This is a genomic window from Actinoplanes sandaracinus (assembly GCF_030009775.1).
Taxonomy (GTDB): domain Bacteria; phylum Actinomycetota; class Actinomycetes; order Mycobacteriales; family Micromonosporaceae; genus Actinoplanes; species Actinoplanes sandaracinus.
Genome location: NZ_JASCTH010000007.1, coordinates 1 through 19,436, shown reverse-complemented (window position 1 = coordinate 19,436; position 19,436 = coordinate 1). Strand labels below are relative to the sequence as shown.

The 19,436-nt window shown below is 71.8% G+C and carries 18 protein-coding genes and 1 tRNA gene; 7 read left to right on the top strand and 12 right to left on the bottom strand.

Annotation, left to right across the window (positions count from 1 at the left end):
- The first annotated feature begins 267 nt into the window (after positions 1–267).
- The gene (locus QLQ12_RS11985; protein WP_407651472.1) at positions 268–1,191 is read left to right on the top strand and encodes a bile acid:sodium symporter family protein; all 924 of its coding nucleotides are present in this window, start codon (positions 268–270) and stop codon (positions 1,189–1,191) included.
- A gap of 7 nt (positions 1,192–1,198) precedes the next feature.
- Here the strand turns inward: QLQ12_RS11985 and QLQ12_RS11980 are convergent, their stop codons facing one another.
- The 3 genes from QLQ12_RS11980 to QLQ12_RS11970 all read right to left on the bottom strand — a co-directional run bounded on the left by QLQ12_RS11980 (position 1,199) and on the right by QLQ12_RS11970 (position 4,815).
- Positions 1,199–1,642, bottom strand: coding sequence for a rhodanese-like domain-containing protein (locus QLQ12_RS11980; protein ID WP_282759440.1), 444 nt, complete (start codon positions 1,640–1,642; stop codon positions 1,199–1,201).
- A 136-nt stretch (positions 1,643–1,778) separates the two neighbouring features.
- Positions 1,779–4,064 (bottom strand): putative bifunctional diguanylate cyclase/phosphodiesterase, encoded by a 2,286-nt coding sequence (locus tag QLQ12_RS11975; protein WP_282759439.1) that lies wholly within the window; start codon positions 4,062–4,064, stop codon positions 1,779–1,781.
- Positions 4,065–4,185: 121 nt separating this feature from the next.
- Entirely contained in the window at positions 4,186–4,815 is a 630-nt protein-coding gene (locus tag QLQ12_RS11970) for a LysE family translocator (RefSeq protein ID WP_282759438.1), read from the bottom strand.
- A 69-nt stretch (positions 4,816–4,884) separates the two neighbouring features.
- Between QLQ12_RS11970 and QLQ12_RS11965 the strand changes: the two genes are divergently transcribed.
- Positions 4,885–5,790, top strand: a complete 906-nt coding sequence (locus QLQ12_RS11965; RefSeq protein WP_282759437.1) for a LysR family transcriptional regulator — start codon at positions 4,885–4,887, stop codon at positions 5,788–5,790.
- A 220-nt stretch (positions 5,791–6,010) separates the two neighbouring features.
- Positions 6,011–7,699: a tetratricopeptide repeat protein gene (locus QLQ12_RS11960; RefSeq protein ID WP_282759436.1), complete on the top strand. Its 1,689-nt coding sequence runs from the start codon at positions 6,011–6,013 to the stop codon at positions 7,697–7,699.
- A gap of 23 nt (positions 7,700–7,722) precedes the next feature.
- Here the strand turns inward: QLQ12_RS11960 and QLQ12_RS11955 are convergent, their stop codons facing one another.
- Both QLQ12_RS11955 and QLQ12_RS11950 read right to left on the bottom strand, forming a co-directional pair.
- A complete protein-coding gene (locus QLQ12_RS11955) occupies positions 7,723–8,373 on the bottom strand; it encodes a response regulator (protein ID WP_282759434.1) in 651 nt (216 codons plus the stop codon).
- On the bottom strand, positions 8,370–9,662 hold the full coding sequence (locus QLQ12_RS11950) for a sensor histidine kinase (protein WP_282759432.1): 1,293 nt from the start codon (positions 9,660–9,662) through the stop codon (positions 8,370–8,372). Before QLQ12_RS11950 ends, QLQ12_RS11955 begins: the two co-directional genes overlap by 4 nt.
- A gap of 140 nt (positions 9,663–9,802) precedes the next feature.
- Between QLQ12_RS11950 and QLQ12_RS11945 the strand changes: the two genes are divergently transcribed.
- Positions 9,803–11,038: a DUF418 domain-containing protein gene (locus tag QLQ12_RS11945; protein ID WP_282759430.1), complete on the top strand. Its 1,236-nt coding sequence runs from the start codon at positions 9,803–9,805 to the stop codon at positions 11,036–11,038.
- Here QLQ12_RS11945 and QLQ12_RS11940 read toward each other — a convergent pair.
- Genes QLQ12_RS11940 through QLQ12_RS11930 form a run of 3 tightly spaced genes read right to left on the bottom strand, consistent with a single transcriptional unit; the run spans position 10,980 to position 12,120 of the window.
- Positions 10,980–11,468, bottom strand: coding sequence for an SRPBCC family protein (locus QLQ12_RS11940; protein ID WP_282759428.1), 489 nt, complete (start codon positions 11,466–11,468; stop codon positions 10,980–10,982). The genes QLQ12_RS11945 and QLQ12_RS11940 overlap by 59 nt on opposite strands.
- Complete coding sequence (locus tag QLQ12_RS11935; protein ID WP_282759427.1) at positions 11,465–11,812, bottom strand: metalloregulator ArsR/SmtB family transcription factor; 348 nt, start codon at positions 11,810–11,812, stop codon at positions 11,465–11,467. The genes QLQ12_RS11940 and QLQ12_RS11935 overlap by 4 nt, the downstream gene beginning before the upstream one ends.
- Before the next feature lie 14 nt (positions 11,813–11,826).
- Complete coding sequence (locus tag QLQ12_RS11930; protein WP_282759425.1) at positions 11,827–12,120, bottom strand: chorismate mutase; 294 nt, start codon at positions 12,118–12,120, stop codon at positions 11,827–11,829.
- A 164-nt stretch (positions 12,121–12,284) separates the two neighbouring features.
- Here QLQ12_RS11930 and QLQ12_RS11925 point away from each other — a divergent pair, with 164 nt between their 5' ends.
- Complete coding sequence (locus QLQ12_RS11925; RefSeq protein WP_282759423.1) at positions 12,285–13,820, top strand: methyl-accepting chemotaxis protein; 1,536 nt, start codon at positions 12,285–12,287, stop codon at positions 13,818–13,820.
- Between the two features lie 66 nt (positions 13,821–13,886).
- Here the strand turns inward: QLQ12_RS11925 and QLQ12_RS11920 are convergent, their stop codons facing one another.
- Both QLQ12_RS11920 and QLQ12_RS11915 read right to left on the bottom strand, forming a co-directional pair.
- On the bottom strand, positions 13,887–15,584 hold the full coding sequence (locus QLQ12_RS11920; protein WP_407651471.1) for a sodium:solute symporter family protein: 1,698 nt from the start codon (positions 15,582–15,584) through the stop codon (positions 13,887–13,889).
- A complete protein-coding gene (locus QLQ12_RS11915; protein WP_282759420.1) occupies positions 15,574–15,780 on the bottom strand; it encodes a DUF3311 domain-containing protein in 207 nt (68 codons plus the stop codon). The genes QLQ12_RS11920 and QLQ12_RS11915 overlap by 11 nt, the downstream gene beginning before the upstream one ends.
- 241 nt (positions 15,781–16,021) lie before the next feature.
- On the opposite strand from QLQ12_RS11915, the gene QLQ12_RS11910 reads away from it, so the two are divergent.
- Complete coding sequence (locus QLQ12_RS11910; RefSeq protein WP_282759419.1) at positions 16,022–16,579, top strand: GNAT family N-acetyltransferase; 558 nt, start codon at positions 16,022–16,024, stop codon at positions 16,577–16,579.
- A gap of 223 nt (positions 16,580–16,802) precedes the next feature.
- Positions 16,803–18,308 carry a family 43 glycosylhydrolase gene (locus QLQ12_RS11905; protein WP_282759417.1) on the top strand — a complete coding sequence of 502 codons (1,506 nt, stop codon included), beginning with the start codon at positions 16,803–16,805 and terminating at the stop codon, positions 18,306–18,308.
- Positions 18,309–18,513: 205 nt separating this feature from the next.
- Here the strand turns inward: QLQ12_RS11905 and QLQ12_RS11900 are convergent.
- Together QLQ12_RS11900 and QLQ12_RS11895 are read right to left on the bottom strand one after the other, a co-directional pair.
- Positions 18,514–18,592: transfer RNA gene (locus QLQ12_RS11900), tRNA-OTHER, on the bottom strand.
- Positions 18,593–18,721: 129 nt separating this feature from the next.
- Positions 18,722–19,198, bottom strand: a complete 477-nt coding sequence (locus tag QLQ12_RS11895) for a hypothetical protein (RefSeq protein WP_282759415.1) — start codon at positions 19,196–19,198, stop codon at positions 18,722–18,724.
- Positions 19,199–19,436: the final 238 nt, after the last annotated feature.

The following is a 19,436-nucleotide window of genomic DNA, read 5'->3' as shown; positions in this document are numbered from 1 at the left end:
CGAGATCGGTGACCCTGCTGGGCCGCGTCCGCGTACGGCCCGGTTGCCGCTTCTCCCGGCGACAGCCGGCTGGGCCCTCACTCGCCGGCCGTCCCCGGGGCGCGGCGTGCGCCGGTTTCGCCGGAAACGCCTGGCCGGGACGACGGCCTGGCCGGCGAAGTACGGTCCCGGCATCGACGCGGCCGCCGAACAGTGCGATCATCTCGGCAACCTTGCGGCCGAGTGGTCTCCGTCACTTCCTCCGCGGTTCATGCTGCCGCGTACGAGATCCATCGAAAGGGGACCGCCGTGGATTCCTTGCTGTTGACCGCCGGACTGCCGGTCGCGCTCGCCGTCATCATGTTCGGGCTGGGGCTGTCGCTCACCGTCGATGACTTCCGGCGCATCGGCAGCCAGCCCCGGCCGGTCGGCGTGGCGCTCGTCGCGCAGACACTGCTGCTGCCCCTGATCTGCTTCGGGATCGTCCTGGCCCTGGACCTGGAACCGCTGCTGGCCGTCGGCATGATGCTGCTGGCGGCGTCGCCCGGCGGCACCTCCGCCAATCTGTTCAGCCATCTGTTCCGCGGCGACGTCGCCCTCAACATCACCCTCACGGCGGTCAACTCCCTGCTCGCCGTGATCACCCTGCCGGTGCTGGTGAACCTGGCCGTGGCCTACTTCGACCCGGCCGGCGCGGGCGACGTCGGCCTCCAGTTCACCAAGACGGTCCAGGTCTTCGCGATCGTCCTGGTGCCGGTGTCGATCGGGATGACCGTGCGGCGTTTCGCGCCCGGATTCGCCGCCCGGGCCGACAAGCCGGTCCGCATCGCCTCCGCGGTGGCGCTCGCCGGGGTGACCATCGGCGCCCTGGCCGCGGAACGGGAGAACATCGGCCGCTACCTCGCGGACGTCGGCGTCGCGACCACACTGTTCTGCCTCTGCAGTCTCGCGGTGGGATACGCCGCGCCCCGTCTGCTCGGTGTCGGCCCCCAGCAGGCCATCGCGACGGCCTTCGAGGTGGGCGTCCACAACAGCACCCTGGCGATCGCGATAGCCGTCAGCGTCCTCGGCAACGAGGAACTCGCCGTCCCCGCCGCCGTCTACGGTGTGGTCATGTTCCCGCTCGCCCTGCTCGCCGGGATGGTGCTGAGCCGGTTCGACCCGGCCCGCACCCGCCTCGAACCGCTGGCGCGCGACCAGGAACCGGCCTGACGCCCCGTCAGCGCCGCACGTCGGCGGGTCCGTCCCACATCGGCAGGCCGGCCTCTCGCCACGCCTGCACGCCACCGGTCATGTCGGTGGCCCGGTGCAGGCCGAGGGCGCGGAGACTGGCCGCCGCCAGGCTGGAGCTGTAACCCTGCCGGCACACCACGATGATCGGCAGGTCGTAGCCGGTGGCCTCGGGGATGCGGTCCGGCGAGGCCGGGTCGAGGCGCCATTCCAGCACCGTACGGTCGATGACCAGCGCCCCCGGCAGGTCGCCCTGTTCCCGCCGCTGGACGTCGGTGCGGGTGTCGACCAGCAGCGCGCCGCCCTCGGCCGCGGCGAGCGCCTCATGGGGCGGCAGCCGCCGCACGCCGGCCCGGGCTTGTTCCAGCAGCGTGCTGATCCCGATGGCGTGGCCGGCGCCCGGGTCGCGCAGGGCATAGGACTGTTGCGACATCGAGCATCCCCCGTGAATGCGAACGTCTGCGCGCCTGACGTGACAGAGCGCAGGCCGCAGTCTGCCAGTCCATACCGGAATGATCAATGCCCGGTCCGGCGCCCGCGCCCGCGACGACGGCGATCCCCCTGACGCGCTATCGGACGGCCGAGAGCCGTCCGAGCAGGACGTCCTGCTCCGCGGCCGGCAGCGGCCTGCCGTAGAGCCAGCCCTGGGCGAAGTCGCATCCGCTGGCCCGCAGCCAGTCCCGCTGCGTCACGGTCTCCACGCCTTCGGCCACCACCCGGTGCCCGAGGGCGTGCGACATGGCCAGCACCGCCCGCACGATCGACTCGTTCGCGCCGCCGTCCCCGACCCCGGCCACGAACGCCCGGTCGATCTTCACGACCGCCACCGGCAGGCGCTGCAGATAGCTGAGCGAGGAGTAGCCCGTACCGAAATCGTCGATGCACAGGGTGATGCCGAGGTCCCGCAGCTCGTGCAGGGTCCGCAGGCAGGTGTCGGGATCCTCCATGAACCCGGACTCGGTGATCTCCAGCCAGAGCGCCTCGGCGGGAAGGCCGGTCCGCGTCAGGACGTCGCGGACCCGGTCGGCGAGGCCGGGCTCGCGCAGTTGCCGCACGGCCAGGTTCACCGAGACGTGCAGCGGGTGGGCGGCCCGCCAGCCCCGCGTCTGCGCGGCGGCGTTCTCCAGCAGCCAGGCCCCGGCCGCGACGATCATCCCGGTGTCCTCGGCCACCGGGATGAACTCGACCGGCGACACGGCCCCCAGCTCGGGATGCGTCCAGCGCATCAGCGCCTCGAACCCGTCGATCCGGTCGGTCGCCAGGTCGACGAGGGGCTGGTAGTGCACGTCCAGCTGCCCGCCGCCGAGCGCGCCGCGGAACGCGTGCTCCAGGGTGAGCCTTCGCTGGAGCCGTTCCCGCAGCAGCGGGTCGAAGACGGCGTACCGGTTGCGTCCGGAGCCCTTCGCCACGTACATCGCGGTGTCGGCGTCGCGCAGCAACTCGGCGCTCGGCCGGCCGTCGGCGTGGGCGATCCCGATCGAGGCGGTGACGTCGACCGCGCCGACGGACAGCGGCAGCGGCACGGCCAGCGCCGCGAGCAGACGCTGCGCCAGCGGCTCGGCGTCCGGTCCGTCCTCCGGCGCGCGCTCGGCCGGCTCCCCGGGGGCGGCCAGCACCACGACGAACTCGTCGCCGCCGATCCGGCAGACCAGATCCTCCTCGCGTACGGCGGCCGTGAGCCGGCCGGCCACCGCGCGGAGCAGTTCGTCACCGACCTCATGACCCCACTGATCGTTGATCACCTTGAACCGGTCCAGGCCCAGCAGGAGCACACTCACCCGCGACCGGCCGTCGGCGACGGCGGCCAGCTTCGCCCGGTTCGGCAGACCGGTCAGCGGGTCGTGCTCGGCCCGCCAGAGGGTTTCCTGCTCGGCCCGTACGCGGGAGTTGTTCGCCCGCACCACGCGGGACACCACGGCACCGATCAGAGCCAGCGACAGCAGCGCCCGTACCAGAGTGAAGGTCCGGTCCGCCGGAGGCGACACCACGCTCAGGACCGTGGGCACGCACAGCGTCGCGGCGATCACCGCGGTCCTGGCCTTCCGCAGCAGCCGGGACCGGGTCCGCACCCGCTGCGTCAGCACGCCCACCGTGGGATGCAACACGCAGGCCGCGATGGCGGCTTCCGCGATCAGCACGAGAACACCCATGAACTGCAGGGGTACGGCCTCCGAGCCGTCCGGGAACCAGCCGCGGGTGGCCAGCACCATGTTGGCGGCCAGCAACGCCACGCCGCTGGTCGCGAAGAGCCACAGCGCCGGCGTACGTGCCCGGCCCAGCATCAGCATCGGCATCGCGATGACCAGCGGCAGGGCGGCGGCGAGCGGCAGGACCGCCGCGACCAGACTCTCCCATCGCGGGTCGTCACCGGCGAACCACGGCTCGATCCACAGACACCACACCAGCAGGGCCGCTCCGATACCGATCAGGACGGCGTCCACCCGGGCCGGATCGTCGTCGGCGGCCCGGCTGCGCCGGGCCAGATCCAGCACGCCCGCGATCAGCAGCAGATAGGTGGGCAGCACCACCGCGATCGGGACCATCGCCAGGATGGAGTGCGGCGGGCTGTCGACGACGGTCGTCAGGATGCGGACCGCCTCACCGGCGAAGGACAACGATTCCCCGGCCAGCATCGACAGCCACGGACGCCGGTCTCCGGGTGCGACGTTGCGGCGGATTCCCGTCGCCGTCGCGACGATGCAGACGAGGGCGCCCAGTAGATAGCCGATCGACGAGGCGGGCGGCCCCGTCGCGCCGACGAACGCCACGGCGGGCAGGATGGCGCCCAGCATCGCCCAGGAGGCGACGGCCCTGCGGGCCGCGCGGGCGGGCGGCAGGGCGACGTCGTCGCTCACGACCTCTTTTTCGGCACGCCGGGCGGCGCCCTTAGCCGCAATCCGCGGATCAGGGCGGCCGGCGCCGTCGGCGTACCGGCGACCGTGCCGCGACCGATGGGCCGGCCGGTACGCCGGGGCGTTACTGCTCCACCGCGAGCCTGATGCCCAGCGCGATGAGGATACCGCCGGTGGCGGTGTCGACCCATCGCCGGAACGTGCGGCGGTGCTGCAGCCAGTTTCCGATCCGGCCGGCGAAGACGCCCACCCCGCCGTCGATCAGGAACTCCGTGACGATGAGGATCACGCCGAGGACGGCGAACTGGACCCACACCGAGCCCAGGGCGGGATTGACGAACTGCGGCAGGAACGCCACCGAGAAGGCGATCATCTTGGGATTCGACAGGTTGGTCAGGAAGCCGGTGAGGTACGCGCGACGGTCGGAGACGGCCGCTGCGGCGTCCGGGGACACGATCAGGTCGCCGCGCTGGCGGATCATCTGGATGCCCAGGTAGGCCAGATAGACGGCACCGGCGACGCGGAGAACGGTGAACGCCTCGGGCACGGCGGTGAACAGCGCGCTGAGCCCGGCGGCGGCGACGAGGACGTGGACCGCCTCGCTGGTGGCGATCCCGGCCGTGGCGAGCAGCCCGGCACGGGGACCGCCGCGTATCCCGGAGCTCAGCACGTAGAGCATGTCCGGGCCGGGCGCCAGCGTAGCGACGATCGTGCTGACGGTGAAGGCGGCGAGAAGGTGCGGATCCAGTGGCACCCGGCCAGGCTGGCACGGTGGCAAACCCGGATCAATGCATGCTCGTATCGCTCAGCGTAAGTTCTGCTTGTGCTCGATCCTCGTCGTCTGGTCCTGCTGCGTGATGTCGCGGCCACCGGGAGCATCGCCGGCGCGGCCGCCCGGGCCGGCTGCACCGCCGCGGCCGCCTCGCAGCAGTTGTCCGCTCTGGAACGCGACGTCGGCGCCGCCCTGCTCGAACGCTCGGCACGCAGCGTCCGGCTGACCGAGGCCGGCCGTGTCCTCGCCGAGCACGCCGAACCGGTGCTGACCTCGCTTGCCGAGGCCGAGCGCGCGGTGCGTGACGTTGCCGGGCTGCGCGGCGGCACGGTCCGGGTCGCCGCGTTCGCCACCGCCGGCACCAGCTTCGTCATCCCGGCCCTGACCGCCTTCCGGCGCCGGTGGCCTGACGTCGACCTGCACTTCACCGAGCTGGAGTCCGACGAGGCGCTGCCCAGGGTCCGGGCCGGCGAGATCGACCTCGCCGTCACCCACGAGTACACGCCGCTGTCCCGGCCGAACCTGCGAGGGCTCTCCCAGCGGCCGCTCTACCACGAGCCTCTGCTGCTCGCCGTGCCCCGGCGCCTGCTTCCCGCCGAGTCCGGGCCGGTGTCGCTGGCCGACTTCGCCGGCACGGACTGGGTGGCCGCGCTGACCAGCACCGGCTTTCAGGCGGCCACCGAGATGGCGTGCCGGGCAGCCGGGTTCGAGCCACGGATCAGCGTCCGCGTGCACAGCTACCCGATGGTGCTCGCCATGGTCGCCGCCGGCTTCGGGGTGTCGCTCGTCCCGCAGCTCGCAGCCACCGCCCACCGTGGTCTGGGCTATCTGCCGGTATGCCGGCCGGACGGGCTGGCCCGGCAGATCCACGCCACCACCCGGATCGGCGGCCGGTCCGCCGCCGTCCATCATCTGCTGCGCTGCATCACCGAGGCGCTGGCCCGGAAGACCGGGTGATCAACCGGAGGCTCGCGGAGTCTGGAGAGGTCACCGGCGTCCGGCCCGGGGTCGCACGCCGTGTCGCCCTCAGGCGCCCCAGTCGCGCTGCTGCTCGGTGACCGCTCGATCCACGATCGCGCGCTGTGGACACCCGGCTCGGTCGCTGTTCGGTGTCAATGGAGCTATTTCCGTCCAACCCGGACTGGCGTTGCGCGCCGCCGGAAGGCAGCATGATCGGGTGCCTGAGTCTCCCGCCTTCTCACAAGCCCGTCAGCGTGCCGAATCCCTCGCCGTGGCGGGCGATCTGGACGGAGCCCGGGCACTGCTCGAACGCGCCGTCGAGATCGGCCGGGAGCGACTCGCCGAGGGTGACGCCGAGCTGCTGGCCACGATGCGCCAGCTCGCGGGCGTCCATGTGCGGGCGGACGACCCGATGGCGGCCCGGCGGCTGCTGGAGGAGGCTCTCGAGGTCGGACGCCGGCTCAGTGACACCGACCCGCTGGCGGTGATGCTCGCCTACGACCTCGCGGTGGTCGCCGAGGAACTGGCCAACCGGCACGTGGCGCGCACCAACTTCGCCAGGGTCGCCGAGTTCGGCCCGGCGGCGCTCGGCCCCGACCATCCGGCGGTCGTCCGCGCCCGCGCCTACGCCGAACCCGACCCGCCGGCCGCCCCGGCGCCGGTCGCTGCGCCGGCCCCGGTCCCCGCGCCGGAGCCTGCTCCGATACCGGCTCCGGTCGAGCCCCAGTCGGTCGAACGCCAATCCGCCGAACCGCAGCCGGTAGAGCCTGGACCGGCCGAACCCCAGCCGGTCCAGCTCCAGCCGGTCCAGCTCCAGCCGGTCCAGCTCCAGCCGGTCCAGCTCCAGCCGGTCCAGCTCCAGCCGGTTCAGCTCCAGCCGGTCCAGCTTCAGCCGGTTCAGCCCTGGCCAGACGCGCGACAGCCGGTCGAGCCGCCGCCTCACGAGCCGGTTGCCGTGCCGCCCCCACCGGCGTCCGCCGCCGGGCCGGCGCGATCCCGCAAGTCCTGGGCGCTGGCCGGCGTCGCCGTGATCGCGGTCACCGCCGCGGTGACGGCGATCTTCGCCCGTTCCCCCGGCAAGGCCGAGTCCGCTGTCGCCGTCCAGGCCGCGCCCGCTCATCTGACGCTGCACGACGCCGGTTCCTCGGTGATGCTCGTGTGGGGCCGGCCCACGAACGGCAGCGTGTCCTCCTTCATGATCACCGGCGGCCCGGTGGGTGAGGCGCCGCGGCACCTGGGGGAGGCCGCCCGGGAGGCGGTGTCCTTCGAGGTCCAGGGCCTCGATCCGAGCCGCGACCACTGCTTCGCGGTCGTCGCGTCGTACGGCCCGGACGGCGCCGCCACGTCGCCGCAGGCCTGCACGAGCCGGAAGGCCCCGCCGGCGTCGTCGGCGGCGGCCCCGGCCGTCCCGTCGGCGTCCGCGGCGGCCACCCCGTCGCGTGCGGTCGTCACGAGCGCGCCCGCCGTCAAACCCACGAAGGCCGCGGCGAGCACCACGACGCCCGCCGCCGGCGCGAAGACCAGGATCGTCGCCCCGGCGAACGGCAGCACCGTCGCGTGGCCGTTCGACGCGAGGTTCACCGTCTCGCCGGCGGACGCCTCGGCCACCGAGACGGTGCTGGCGCTGTCGGTCTGCGTCGCCGGGCGCTGCTACCTCGACGGCAAGGTGGACGTCCACGACGGCGTGCCGGCGCCGTACAGCATCCATCTCGGGTCCACCAGACCGGAGGGCACGGGGGTCGCGTGGCAGGTCCGCCTCGACCGGATCTCCACGGCCACCTATCGCACGCTGGTCTCCGAACGTGACGCCGGCATCGCCGCCGGAACCTGGGGCGACGTCAGCACCCGGATGAACGCCCTGAACGCCACCCCGGTCAGCACGCTGACCGTGACCAAGGGCGGCTGACGCGGGTCGCCGCGCCGGACGGCTCAGGTCAGGCCGTGACGGTGGGCCAGCACGATCGCCTGGGCGCGGTCGCGGAGGCCGAGTTTCATCAGCACTCGGGTGACGTGGGTCTTCACGGTCGCCTCACCGATGTACAGCTCGGCGGCGATCTCCGCGTTCGACCGCCCGCGCGCGATCAGGCCCAGCACCTGCTGCTCACGGCCGGTCAGTTCGGCGTACCCCGCCGGCGGAACGGGATCGGGCATCCGCCCGGCGGTGTAGTGGTCGATCAGCCGCCGCGTCATCCGCGGTGACAGCACCGCCTCGCCGCGGTGCGCGGCGCGCACCGCCTCCTGGATCGTCTCCGCCGGGGCGTCCTTGAGCAGGAAGCCGTCGGCGCCGGCGGCCAGCGCCCGGTGCAGGTACTCGTCGAGGCCGAAGGTGGTGATCACGACGATCCTCGGCGGGTCGGGTTCGGCCCGCAACGCGGCGGTGACGGCGATGCCGTCGCGGCCGGGCATCTGGATGTCCAGCAGGATCACGTCGGGACGCAGCAGCGCGGCCTGTTCCAGGGCCTGCGGCCCGGTCGCCGCCTCGCCCACGACGGTGAGATCGGCGGCGGCGCCGACGATGAGGGCCAGGCCGGCCCGGGCCAGCGGCTCGTCGTCGGCGATCAGCACGCCGATCGGCTTCACGCGGCGGCCCCGGGAAGACGCGGCCCGACAGCCGAATCCAGGCCACCGACCGAACCGGGCCCGGATGAATCGGGTCCGGATGAATCGGGTCCGCCGGGTGAATCCGGGCCGCTGGGTGCGTGCGGCTCGCTGGGCGCGGGTGGCCCGCCGGCTGGATCCAGGTCGGCGGGCAGGTCCAGGCCGACGGTGAAACCGCCACCCGGCCGGGGTACGGCCCGAAGCTCCCCACCCAGCGCGGTCACCCGCTCCCGCAGCCCGATCAGCCCGAGCCTGGCCCCGGGAACGTCGGTGGCGGGGGCCGTACCCGGCTCGTTGTCGATCGTCACGCGCAGCCCGGACCGGCCGGCCCGCAGGGTGACCAGCACCGGCGCCCCCGGAGCGTGCCGGGCGGCGTTGGTCAGCGCCTCCTGCACCGCGCGAAAGGCGGTGGCCGAGGTGATCCGCGGCAGCGCTCGCCGGCCGGTGTGGTCCTCGACGGTCACGTCCATGCCGCTGTCGCGGGCGCCCCGCACCAGATCCTCCAGGTCGTCGAGTGTCGGCCCCGGCGCGGCGGTGTCGCTGCCGGCGGTCCGCAGCACCCCCAGCATGGCGCGCAGATCGCCCATCGCCTGCCGGCCGGTCCGTTCGATGGTCGCCAGCGCGGCCACCGCCGTCTCGGGTTGCGCCTGCGCGACCAGGCGGGTGCCGGTGGCCTGGAGGACCATCAGCGTGACCGCGTGCGCGACCGTGTCGTGCAGGTCCCGGGCGACGGCCCGCCGTTCGTCGGCGACGGCCTGGCGCACCTGTTCGGCCCGCCGCCGCTCGGCTTCCTGGCGGGCCAGCTCCTGGTCGGCGAGCCGGGCCCGGGTGGTCGCCGACCGGCCGAGCAGCCACACCGCCCACAGCGCGACGGTGACGAACAGGCCGTCACCGAGCGGGTCGCCGTTGACCACGACCGGGCCCAGCCACGCCTGGGCCACGCACAGCAGCAGCGCCGCGCCCGCGGCGGCCCGGCGCTCGATGCGCCGGCCCGCCGTGTACGCCGCCAGCAGCATCGCGACCAGCGGCATCGCCAGCCGGGTCGACGGGGTGAGCCACGTGGTCTGCGCCATCGCGGCGGCCGCCGTCACCAGGGCCGCGAGCGCCGGCCGCCGGTGGCCGGCGACGATCGGCGCCGCCATGCCCGCCGCGCACAGCGCGTTCGCCCAGAGCGGCCCCCGCAGATCGGGCGAGGCGGCCACCTCCTGGGTGGCGATCAGGACGAAGAGCACGGCCGGCAGTGACAGCCATGCGGCCCTGAAGTTGATCACCGCTCCATTCTAGGAATCCGGCGCCGCCCGGGGCGTCCGACCAAAGTCGGACACGGAGGTCAGCACTGAGCCTGACGCGGTGACCCGGGCCGTCTTCCTACGGTCGACGCACATCATCACCCCAGTCAAGGAGTCCCACCGTGGCCACCGCCCGGCTCACCGATGTGGATGCTCTGCGCGGTTTCGCGCTGTTCGGCATCCTCATCGTCAACGCCACCTACTTCGCCTCCGCCTTCCACGGCAGCGGGCTGCCCGACCCGGCGTTCGGCTCCACCGCCGACCTCACGGTCGCCTGGCTCGTCACCTGGCTGTTCGAGACGAAGTTCTACCTGCTCTTCTCGTTCCTGTTCGGATATTCGTTCACACTGCTGCGCGGGTTCGCGCAGAAGGCCGCGTTCCTGCGTCGCCTGGCGATGCTGTTCGTGATCGGCGCCTGCCACGCGGTGCTGCTGTTCACCGGGGACATCCTCACCACGTACGCCGTCCTGGGTCTGATCCTGCTGGCCGCCGGTGGCCTGAAGCCCCGGACCGCCGTGCTCGCCGCGGCCGGGATTCTCGCGGGTGTCGCCGCGATCTATGCGGCTCTGGGGTGGCTGATCGCGTGGACCGAGCCGAACGCGACGCTCGACGCCGCCGCGATGACCGCCCGGGCGTACCGGGCCGCCGGGCAGCTCGCCGGCGACCCGGCCCAGGTGATCGGCGCCCACCTGCACGACCTGCCCAGCACGGCGTCGCTGCTGCTGCTCTTCCAGGCGCCCGCCGCGCTGGCGATGTTCCTGCTGGGGCTGGCCGCCGGCACCCGGAACCTGCTCGCCGATCCGATGCGGCACCGCACCGCGCTGCGCCTGGCGCAGTGGATCGGCTTCCCGGTCGGCCTGGCCGGCAGCGCCGTCTACGCCGACGCCGCCGCCCACGGGGCCGGCACCGCCTATGAGGCCTTTGCCGCGGCGATCGACCTGGTCACGGCCCCGCTGCTGGCCGCCGCCTACGCGGCCACCGTGCTGCGGATCTTCCACACCGCGGCCGGGCGGCGGGTCGCCGCGGCGCTGGCGCCCGCCGGGCGCATGGCGCTCAGCAATTATCTCGGACAGTCGGTGGTGCTCGCGGTGATCTTCACCGGTTACGGGTTCGCTCTGGTCGGCAGACTCTCTCCGGGTACGGTCGTCGCGCTCTGCCTGGCGTTGTACGCGATCCAGCTCGCCCTGTCGGCGGCGTGGATGCGGGCCTACGCCTACGGTCCGCTGGAGTGGCTGCTGCGTGCGGCGACCCGGCTGCGGTGGCCGGCCTGGCGCCGGAGCCCGGCCGATCAGGACCGGCTCAGCCGGCCGGTCTCTGGGACTCGAAATGCTCCTTCATCGCCGGGAAGTAGTCGTTGAAGTCCGGAGCGGGGGCGCCCTCGCGGGAGGCGACCAGGGCGTCCAGGTAGAACTCCCAGCCCGGGCCGACCTCGCCGACGTTCTCCGTGCCGGTCAGGTGCTGGGTGAACCGGAGCTCGGTGACCCCGCCGCTCTCGGTCAGCACCAGGTCCAGGTCCCAGCTGCCGTACTCGTCCACCGCGGACAGCGCCAGCCGGCGCGGCGGCTCACAGGCCTCGATCGTCATGTCCGTCCAGGGGGCGCCCTCCTCCTGTGACATCTGAACCTTGATGGTGTTGCCCGGGGCGGCGTCGCCCTGCCACGGGCCGAACCAGCGGGCCGTGCGCTCCGACTCGGTGAGGCTGGCCCAGACGTCGTCGACGGGCGCGCGGAAGGTGCGGGTCAGGACGAGATCGTCGCCGGACAGCCGGCCGGTGGGTGTGGGGCTCATGCGGTCTTCTCCTCTGCGGGTGGGCGCCGCTCGCGCCTGGTGCGGTAGACCTCGGTCTCGAGGGCGTCGAACCGGTGCTGCCAGCCGGACGGCCGCGTCAGGCGGCCCAGCCAGTCGGTCAGCTCGTCGAGTGGTTCGGTGACCAGGGTGTAGACGCGGCGGCGCCCGTCGGCGGCGTCCCGCACCAGGCCGGCTTCCCGCAGCACGCGCAGGTGACGGCTGACGGCGGGTCTGCTGACCGGGAACCGGCCGGCGATCTGCCCGGCGGACAGCGGCGCGTCACGCAGCATCAGCAGGATGTCCCGCCGCACCGGATCCGCGATCGCGCTCGCCACCTCGTCCACCCCTGAAGCGTAACCTACTGGTTACGTTTCAGGGAGTCGTGGTGCTCGGCCAGTTCCAGCTCGACGAAGGCGCCGATCATCGCCCGGTAGACCCGCTCCACCACGTCGGGGGACGCGCCCGCCCCGGCGGCGAGCGCCCGCACCTTGCCGATCACCGCCTCGACGCGGGCCGGTGCGCGTACCCCCTGCTCGTCGGTCTTGAACGCGGCGGCCCGGCGCACCAGGCGCTCCCGGTCGGCCAGGAGCCGGACCACCTGGGCGTCGACGGCGTCGATGGCGAAGCGGACATCAGCGAGATCGTCGGTCATCGGCCCATCGTGTCAGCCGCGGTGGCCACGGGGGCGCGTCCCGGGAGCGGATCGGTAGCAACGGGGTTCGACCGCTCAACCACGGACATTCGAGGCCGATCCGCTGGTCAACGACAATGGAAGGCACACCAATGGGTATCGGTGGACTGTTCGACAATCGGTCCTTGCGCACGAAGATCGGGGCAGCGGCGCTGGCCGCGACCGCCAGCGGCCTGATCGTCGGCGGTGTCGCCATCTCCACGATCAGCGACCTGAACGACCAGGCCGAACAGGAACTGCGCCGCACCACCACGATCGGCAACGCGGTCGGCACGGTCGGCCGCGGCATCGAGGCGTACGTCGGCGGCGCCTCCAGCGTCCAGGTGTACCCCTCCGTCGCCGAGCAGATCGCGAAGACGATGGAGCAGAGCAGGAAGGGCGTCGAGGGGGCCCTCGACACGCTCGCCACCGCGCTGCCCGGCGACGCGGCCGTCGCGAAGACGCAGAAGGACTGGGACAAGTTCCTCGCCTTCATGGCGACCGACCGGAGCTCGGCCACCAAGGCCGAGCTGGCGGCCGCCCTCCAGGAGTACGGCAAGCTGCACGCGGTTCTGACCGAGGACCAGGCCGCGTTGCAGGCCCGCGGTGACGAGCTCGTCGACCAGCGCGTCGCCGCCGCCGAGGAGGCCGCCACCGCCGCCACGTACCTGATTGGCGGTCTGCTCGCCGGTGGTCTCGCCCTCAGCCTGCTGATCGGTTTCCAGGCCGCCGCCCGGGTGCGCCGCACCGTCGGCCAGGTGTCCGCCCTCGCCGAAGGCCTCGCCGCCGGCGACCTCACCCGCACCTCCGGCGTGACCAGCCAGGACGAGATCGGCCGGATGGCCATCGCGCTCGACCAGGCCGTCGCCCGCCTCCGCGAGGACGTGGTGCAGCTGGCCGGCAACGCCACCACCCTGCAGTCCGCGGCGGGGCAGCTCACCGCCGTCTCCGGCGCGGTCAACACCGCCGCGACCGACGCGTCCACCCAGGCCGGTGCGGTGGCCGCCGCCGCCGACGCCGTCTCCAACAACCTTCAGGTGGTCTCCGCCGGCTCGCAGGAGATGGGGTCGGCGATCCGCGACATCAGCGTCTCCACCTCGGAGGCCACCGAGGTCGCCGCCCAGGCGGTGCGGGTCGCCTCGCAGACCAACGCGATCGTCGGCCGGCTCGGCTCGTCGTCCGAGGAGATCGCCACCGTCGTCAAGGTGATCACCAGCATCGCCGAGCAGACCAACCTGCTCGCCCTGAACGCCACCATCGAGGCGGCCCGGGCCGGTGAGCTCGGCAAGGGGTTCGCGGTCGTCGCCGGCGAGGTCAAGGACCTGGCCCAGGAGACCGCGAAGGCCACCGAGGACATCTCCCAGCGGGTTCAGACCATCCAGGCCGACACCAGCAACGCGGTGGCCGCGATCGGCGAGATCTCCGAGATCATCGAGCGGATCAACGGCCTGCAGCTGACGATCGCGTCGGCGGTCGAGGAGCAGACGGCCACCACGCAGGAGATGAACCGGACGCTGTCCGAGGCCGCCAACGGCGCCGGTGACATCGCCACCACGATCGGCGGGGTGTCGGACGCCACCCGGCGCACCACCGACTCGGTGAGCCAGACCCGGAACGCCGCCGACGAGCTGGCCGTGACCGCCGGGCAGCTGCAGACGCTGGTGTCGCGCTTCCGCTACTGACACCGGTCTTTCCCCGAGGCAGCAGTCCCGCACTCGCGGGACTGCTGCCTCGCGGCTTTTCGGAGGTCACCGCTCGATCGGCTGCCCCTCGTCGGCCTTCCGCTGCGGCCGTGCCCGCCGGTACCGGCCCCCGTGCTGGGCCGGCGCGGGGACCGCTCGGCCGTTCGCCGGCGACCCGTCGATCAGATCGTCGAGGCGCTTCAGGTACGGGTCACCGGCGTCGGCGAGGTAGTCGTCCGGCCGGGTCGTGTCGACACCCTCGCGCACCCCGGCGGCGCGCAGCAGCAGGGTGCAGCCGACGACGGCGACGAGGTTCGCCAGCAACGCCACGACGCCGACGTACACACTGCCGCCGTCGCCGAGCGGCCAGCTGGACCCACCGAAGTGGTCGGCGACGACCCGCCCGGCTCCGTCGGTCTTCGGGATGCCGTAGAGCATGCCGACGCCGACGGCCAGCCCGGTGAGCATGCCGGCGGTGAGAGCGGTCCGGTGGAACCAGGCGGTGAGCAGACCGAGGAACACCGCCGGCAGCGTCTGCAGGATGAGCACACCGCCGATGAGCTGCAGGTCGACGGAGAACGCCGGATCGACGGTCAGGATCAGGGCGGCCGCGCCGAACTTGACGATCAGCGACACCCACCGGCTCACCCAGGCCTCGGTCGCCGGCGAGGCGCCGGGCCGCAGGTAGGGACGGTAGAGGCTGCGGGTGAAGGCGTTCGCCGCGGCGATCGACATCACCGCCGCGGGGATCAGAGCGGCGATGCTCAGGGCGGCGTACGCGATACCCGCCGACCAGCTGGGGAAGTACTCGTGGATCATCCGGGGCACCACGGTGTTGAGGTCACCGTCGGCCGGTGTCACCCCGCGGGCCAGGGCGAAGAACCCCAGCATCGCCATCAGCGCCAGCGCCACGCAGTAGATCGGCAGGGCGGCCGCGTTGCGGCGTACCGTCGCCCGGTCCTTCGCGGCGAGCATGCCGAGCAGGGCGTGCGGGTAGGCGAAGATGGCCAGCGCCGAGCCGATGACCAGGGTGAGGAAACCGAGGTGGCCGTTGTCGGGCAGCAGCAGCCCGTCGGCCGGGTTCGGCGTGGCGGCGAAGCGCTCGCCGGCGATCCGGAAGGTGCTGTCCCAGCCGCCGTACATGGCCACCATCAGCGTGGCGGTGAGCAGCATCCACGCCAGCAGCACGTCCTTGACGACCGACAGCAGGGCGGGCGCCCGCAACCCGGAGCGGAACGTGCACACCGACACCAGGGTGACCGCGGCCAGCAGCGGCAGCTCGCCACCGAATCCGACCGTGCTCAGCACCGCCTGCAACGAGATGAGCTGCACGGCGACGTACGGGATGGTGGCCAGGATGCCGGTGACCGCGATGAGCGCGCCCAGACCCCGGGAACCGAACCGGGCGGCGGCGAACTCGCTGTGGGTGAGGAAGCCGTGCCGTCGTGCCACCGACCAGGCCCGGGTGGTGAAGATGAAGGTCAGCGGGGTGGTGACGATCGCGAACGGGATGGCGAACCAGCCGACCGCGCCGACCCCGTAGGTGACCGCGGGCACCGCGATGAACGTGTACGCGCTGTACATGCTGCCGCCGAGCAGGAACCACGTCGCCCAGTTGCCGAAGGCGCGCCCGCCCACGCCCCACTCCTCGAGGGTGAGCGGGTCCGCCGGCCGGCGCCAGCGCGCGGCCCCGAAACCGAGCAGCACGACACCCGCCATCAGGACGACGAACACGCCGACCTCGACGGTGCGGTCACTCACGATGGTCCTCGCGGATGGTCAGGTGCACGATCGCGATGACGACGATGGCGAGCAGCGCGCAGGCGAACTGGTACCAGAAGAAGAACGGGATGCCCATCAACGTCGGTTCGATCCGGTTGGTGAGCGGCGTCAGCAGCGGTGCGACCGTCGGAATGATCAGCAGCCACTGCCAGTGGCGGGAACGGGCAGGTGCGGCCATCGGCGTCTCCTGGCGTCGTGCGGTGCGGCGGAAGCCGCCGTGTCCGGCCACGGCGTGGAAGGGCGCGCGAAACTATGAGCACTGCTGGTGCCGAAACCGTCAAGATTGTTTTACTCCCCGGTATCCGAAGAGGAAAGCCCCCGTAACCAAATCATCGACGCGGACCGAGGATCTTCGCCGCCGCCGCCGTGCTCGCGACGGCGGACCGCGGCCACCGCGCGACCGGCACTACGATGGCTCGATGTCCGAAACGGTGGATCTGCCCTGCGGCGTCGTTCTTCGTAGCGTCCGGGAGGATGACGCGCCGGCGATGCACGACGCGCTGCTGCGCAACCGCGAGCATCTGATGCCCTTCGAGGCCGACCGGCCCGAGTCGTACTGGACCCTCGACGGCCAGCGGGACAGGCTTCGCATGCTGCTGCGCAAGCAGGCGGACGGTGAACTGGTCAGCCGGGTCATCGTGGACGGCGCGAAGATCCTGGGTTACGCCTCGCTCAACGCGCTGACGCCCCGGCCGGTGTGCGGCGCCGCTGTCGGCTATTGGGTGGACGCCGCCGCATCCGGCCGGGGGCTCGCCACCGCCGCGGTCGGCGATCTGCTGCGGATCGCCGGGACACTCGGCGTGCACCGGGTCGAGGCGGGCACCTCGCCGTCCAACCTGGCGTCGCAGCGCGTGCTCACCAAGAACGGCTTCGAGCGGTACGGAACCGCCCACAGCCACCTCTATCTCGACGGCGCCTGGCAGGACAGTTTCCTGTTCGAGCGGATCCTCGACGACCGGCCGCCGGCCGGCCGCTGACTCAGCCCGGAGTCCGTCCTGACCAGCCTGCACGGTGCGCGTCGCGTCACCATCCGAGCATGGCGGCGACGGTCTGCGTAGCGGCCGATCGGACGGCTGCCGACGGGCTGAAAGTATTTCGAAGTTGTTTCGAACGCATGTTGACGGCCCATGGTGTTAACGCTCACACTTCGCCTCCAAGCTGGTACGTCCCCGCCTCGGCGGGGGGAACGAGAGGCACGGCATGGCATCGAAGATCGGCCGCCGGGTAGTCCAGGCCATGGTCACCCTGGCGCTGACCCTGGTCACGGGAACCGCAGGGCTGTTGACCGGCACCACGCCCGCGGCGGTCGCCGCCACGACCACCTCCAATCTGGTAGCCCCCGCGCCGTACGGCGCCGATCCGTGGATGGGCTACTACAACGGCAACTACTACCTGGCCGCGACCACCTGGAACAACCAGGTCGTCGTCAAGAAGGCTGCCTCCGTCGGCCAGCTGTCGAGTGCGGCCTACAGCGTCGTGTACACCGGCGCCGGGTCGACCGTCTGCTGCAACGCCTGGGCGCCGGAGATGCACCTGCTCGACGGGCCGAACGGCAAGCGGTGGTACCTCTACTACACGGCCGGCACCCCGGCGTGCTGCGACGGGCAGCGCTCGGTCGTGCTGGAGAGCAGCGGTACCGACCCGATGGGCCCGTACCACTTCGCCGCGCAGTTGCAGGTCCAGAACAACGGCTGGGCCATCGACGCCACCGTCGCCACCATCGCCGGCAAGCTGTACTTCTTCTACTCGGCCTGGGTCGGCGACCAGCAGAGCCTGTTCGTCGCCCCGATGAGCAACCCCTGGACGGTCAGTGGCACCGCCACGAAGATCGCCGCGCCCACCCACGCGTGGGAGACGTCCGGAGCCAAGGTCAACGAGGCGCCGCACATCCTGCAGCGCGGCGGCAAGACGTTCCTCACCTTCTCCGCCAGCTCGTGCACCACGCCGGACTACAAGCTCGGCATGCTGACCCTCACCGGGACCAACCCGCTCAGCGCCACGTCCTGGACCAAGAAGAGCACCCCGATCTTCCAGCGCTCCGACGCCAACGGCGTCTTCGGGCCCGGCCACCACGCCTTCTTCACCTCGCCCGACGGCACCGAGAACTGGATGATCTACCACGCGAACGACTCCGCCACGCAGGGATGCGCCGGCACGCGTACGTCGCGGATCTCGAAGGTGAACTGGAACTCCGACGGGACGCCGAACCTCGGCACGCCGGTCGCCTCCGGCGCCACCATCACGGCGCCCTCGGGAGACCCGGGCGGCAGCGCCACCTTCCCGGTGGCAGGGATCCGGTACCGGCTGACCAACCAGAACAGCGGCAAGGTCCTCGACGCCGCGAACTGCGGCACCGCCAACGGTACGGGCGTGCGGCAGTGGAGCTCGATGGGTAACGCCTGCCAGCAGTGGACCTTCACCCGGGTGGCCGGCGGCTACTACACCATCACCAACGTGAACAGCGGCAAGCTCCTCGACTCGGTGAACTGCGGGACGGCCGACGGCACCGGCGTCGACCTGTGGTCCGCACTCGGCAACGTCTGCCAGCAGTGGAGCGTCACACCGGTCGGCGGCCGCTACCTCGTCGCGAACCGTGGCAACGGCAAGGTCCTCGACGTCGCCAACTGCTCCACGGCCGACGGCGCCGCCGTACGCCAGTGGACCGCGCTCGGCAACAACTGCCAGAGCTGGAATATCGCGCCGTAAGCAAGTGAACGACGGCCGCGCTGCGCACGCGGCGCGGCCGTCACTCTGCGCGGTGCGATCGCGGGTCGGCGTCGCCTCGGCCCTGCTGTTCGCACAGAGTCTGTGGGGCACCCTCAAGGACAAGCATGGAGACGCCATCCAAGCCGTGCCCGGACAGCGGCACGAGAGTAAGGACGGGCCCGACGCCGAAGACGGCGTCGGGCCCATGTCTCGGTGGGATTTGAACCCACGTCTCCCCGTCCCCGAAGGGCGCGCGGAATCCTAGGCCGCTCGACCACGAGACACGGGGGAATGTGCGGCATTGGCGCTTTCCCTCAGCTCGGCAGTCACCGAGGCCTAGCCAGCGCCCGTCCGTATTCTCACCTGGTCGGCCGATCCGCGAGCCGAGCGGATCACGGCAGAACAGGGCACCGTCAGGAGGCTGACACCGGAGGCCTCCGGTGTAGATTCCTGATCGCGATCATAGCCATGACTGCCAATACAACACCGAAACTTATCGCGTACGCGTGCGGTAGGCCGGTGCTCAGGCACAGAGCGATAAGCCCTCCGAAGAACGGCACGCCGATGCCCAAGCCGACAATCGCTCCGCGGCGATCCCGCACCGAACGGTCCGCTGCGGTGAGTGGCGGAGGGTTACCGGTGGAGCCGGGGGCTGCGGCAGTCATCCGCTGAGCCCACGTGAAAGCCAGCGACATCAGTGCGAACATAGCTCCTTGCAGTCCGCTGCCGGCGATGCTTTCTGTGATCGGATCGCCTCTGTCGAGCAGCAGGCGGAACGGAAACACCATCACTGCCAGGACCACGCATACCGCGGCATACGGTCCGGGCGGCCCACCGAGCCGGCCCAGCAGTGCCTTCCGGCGGGCTGATCTCGCGCGCTCTTCCACCATGGGTAGCACATTCCCCGCACGTGCCACACGCACTCACATCGGCTGAATGAGGGCGTGATCTTTCACCGCTATCAATCGTGGGCGGATGCACACGTGATCACCGCAGTTCTCAGAGGCCGGTCATGAACTGTTTAGGTTGATCTATGCGTTGGGTCCGTTTGGAGATCGTTCTGCGGGTTCGCGATAGATAGTGATCACTCGATCGAATGAAAGATGAACATCGGTCACGTCAGGCGGG

What these genes read in the sequence shown, in the direction of transcription:
- QLQ12_RS11980 (WP_282759440.1), bottom strand. Translation starts at nt 1,642, where the DNA reads ATGTCGCAACAGTCCTATGCCCTGCGCGACCCGGGCGCCGGCCACGCC.
- QLQ12_RS11930 (WP_282759425.1), bottom strand. Translation starts at nt 12,120, where the DNA reads ATGACCGACGATCTCGCTGATGTCCGCTTCGCCATCGACGCCGTCGAC.
- QLQ12_RS11910 (WP_282759419.1), top strand. Translation starts at nt 16,022, where the DNA reads ATGTCCGAAACGGTGGATCTGCCCTGCGGCGTCGTTCTTCGTAGCGTC.
- QLQ12_RS11940 (WP_282759428.1), bottom strand. Translation starts at nt 11,468, where the DNA reads ATGAGCCCCACACCCACCGGCCGGCTGTCCGGCGACGATCTCGTCCTG.
- QLQ12_RS11895 (WP_282759415.1), bottom strand. Translation starts at nt 19,198, where the DNA reads ATGGTGGAAGAGCGCGCGAGATCAGCCCGCCGGAAGGCACTGCTGGGC.
- QLQ12_RS11915 (WP_282759420.1), bottom strand. Translation starts at nt 15,780, where the DNA reads ATGGCCGCACCTGCCCGTTCCCGCCACTGGCAGTGGCTGCTGATCATT.
- QLQ12_RS11905 (WP_282759417.1), top strand. Translation starts at nt 16,803, where the DNA reads ATGGCATCGAAGATCGGCCGCCGGGTAGTCCAGGCCATGGTCACCCTG.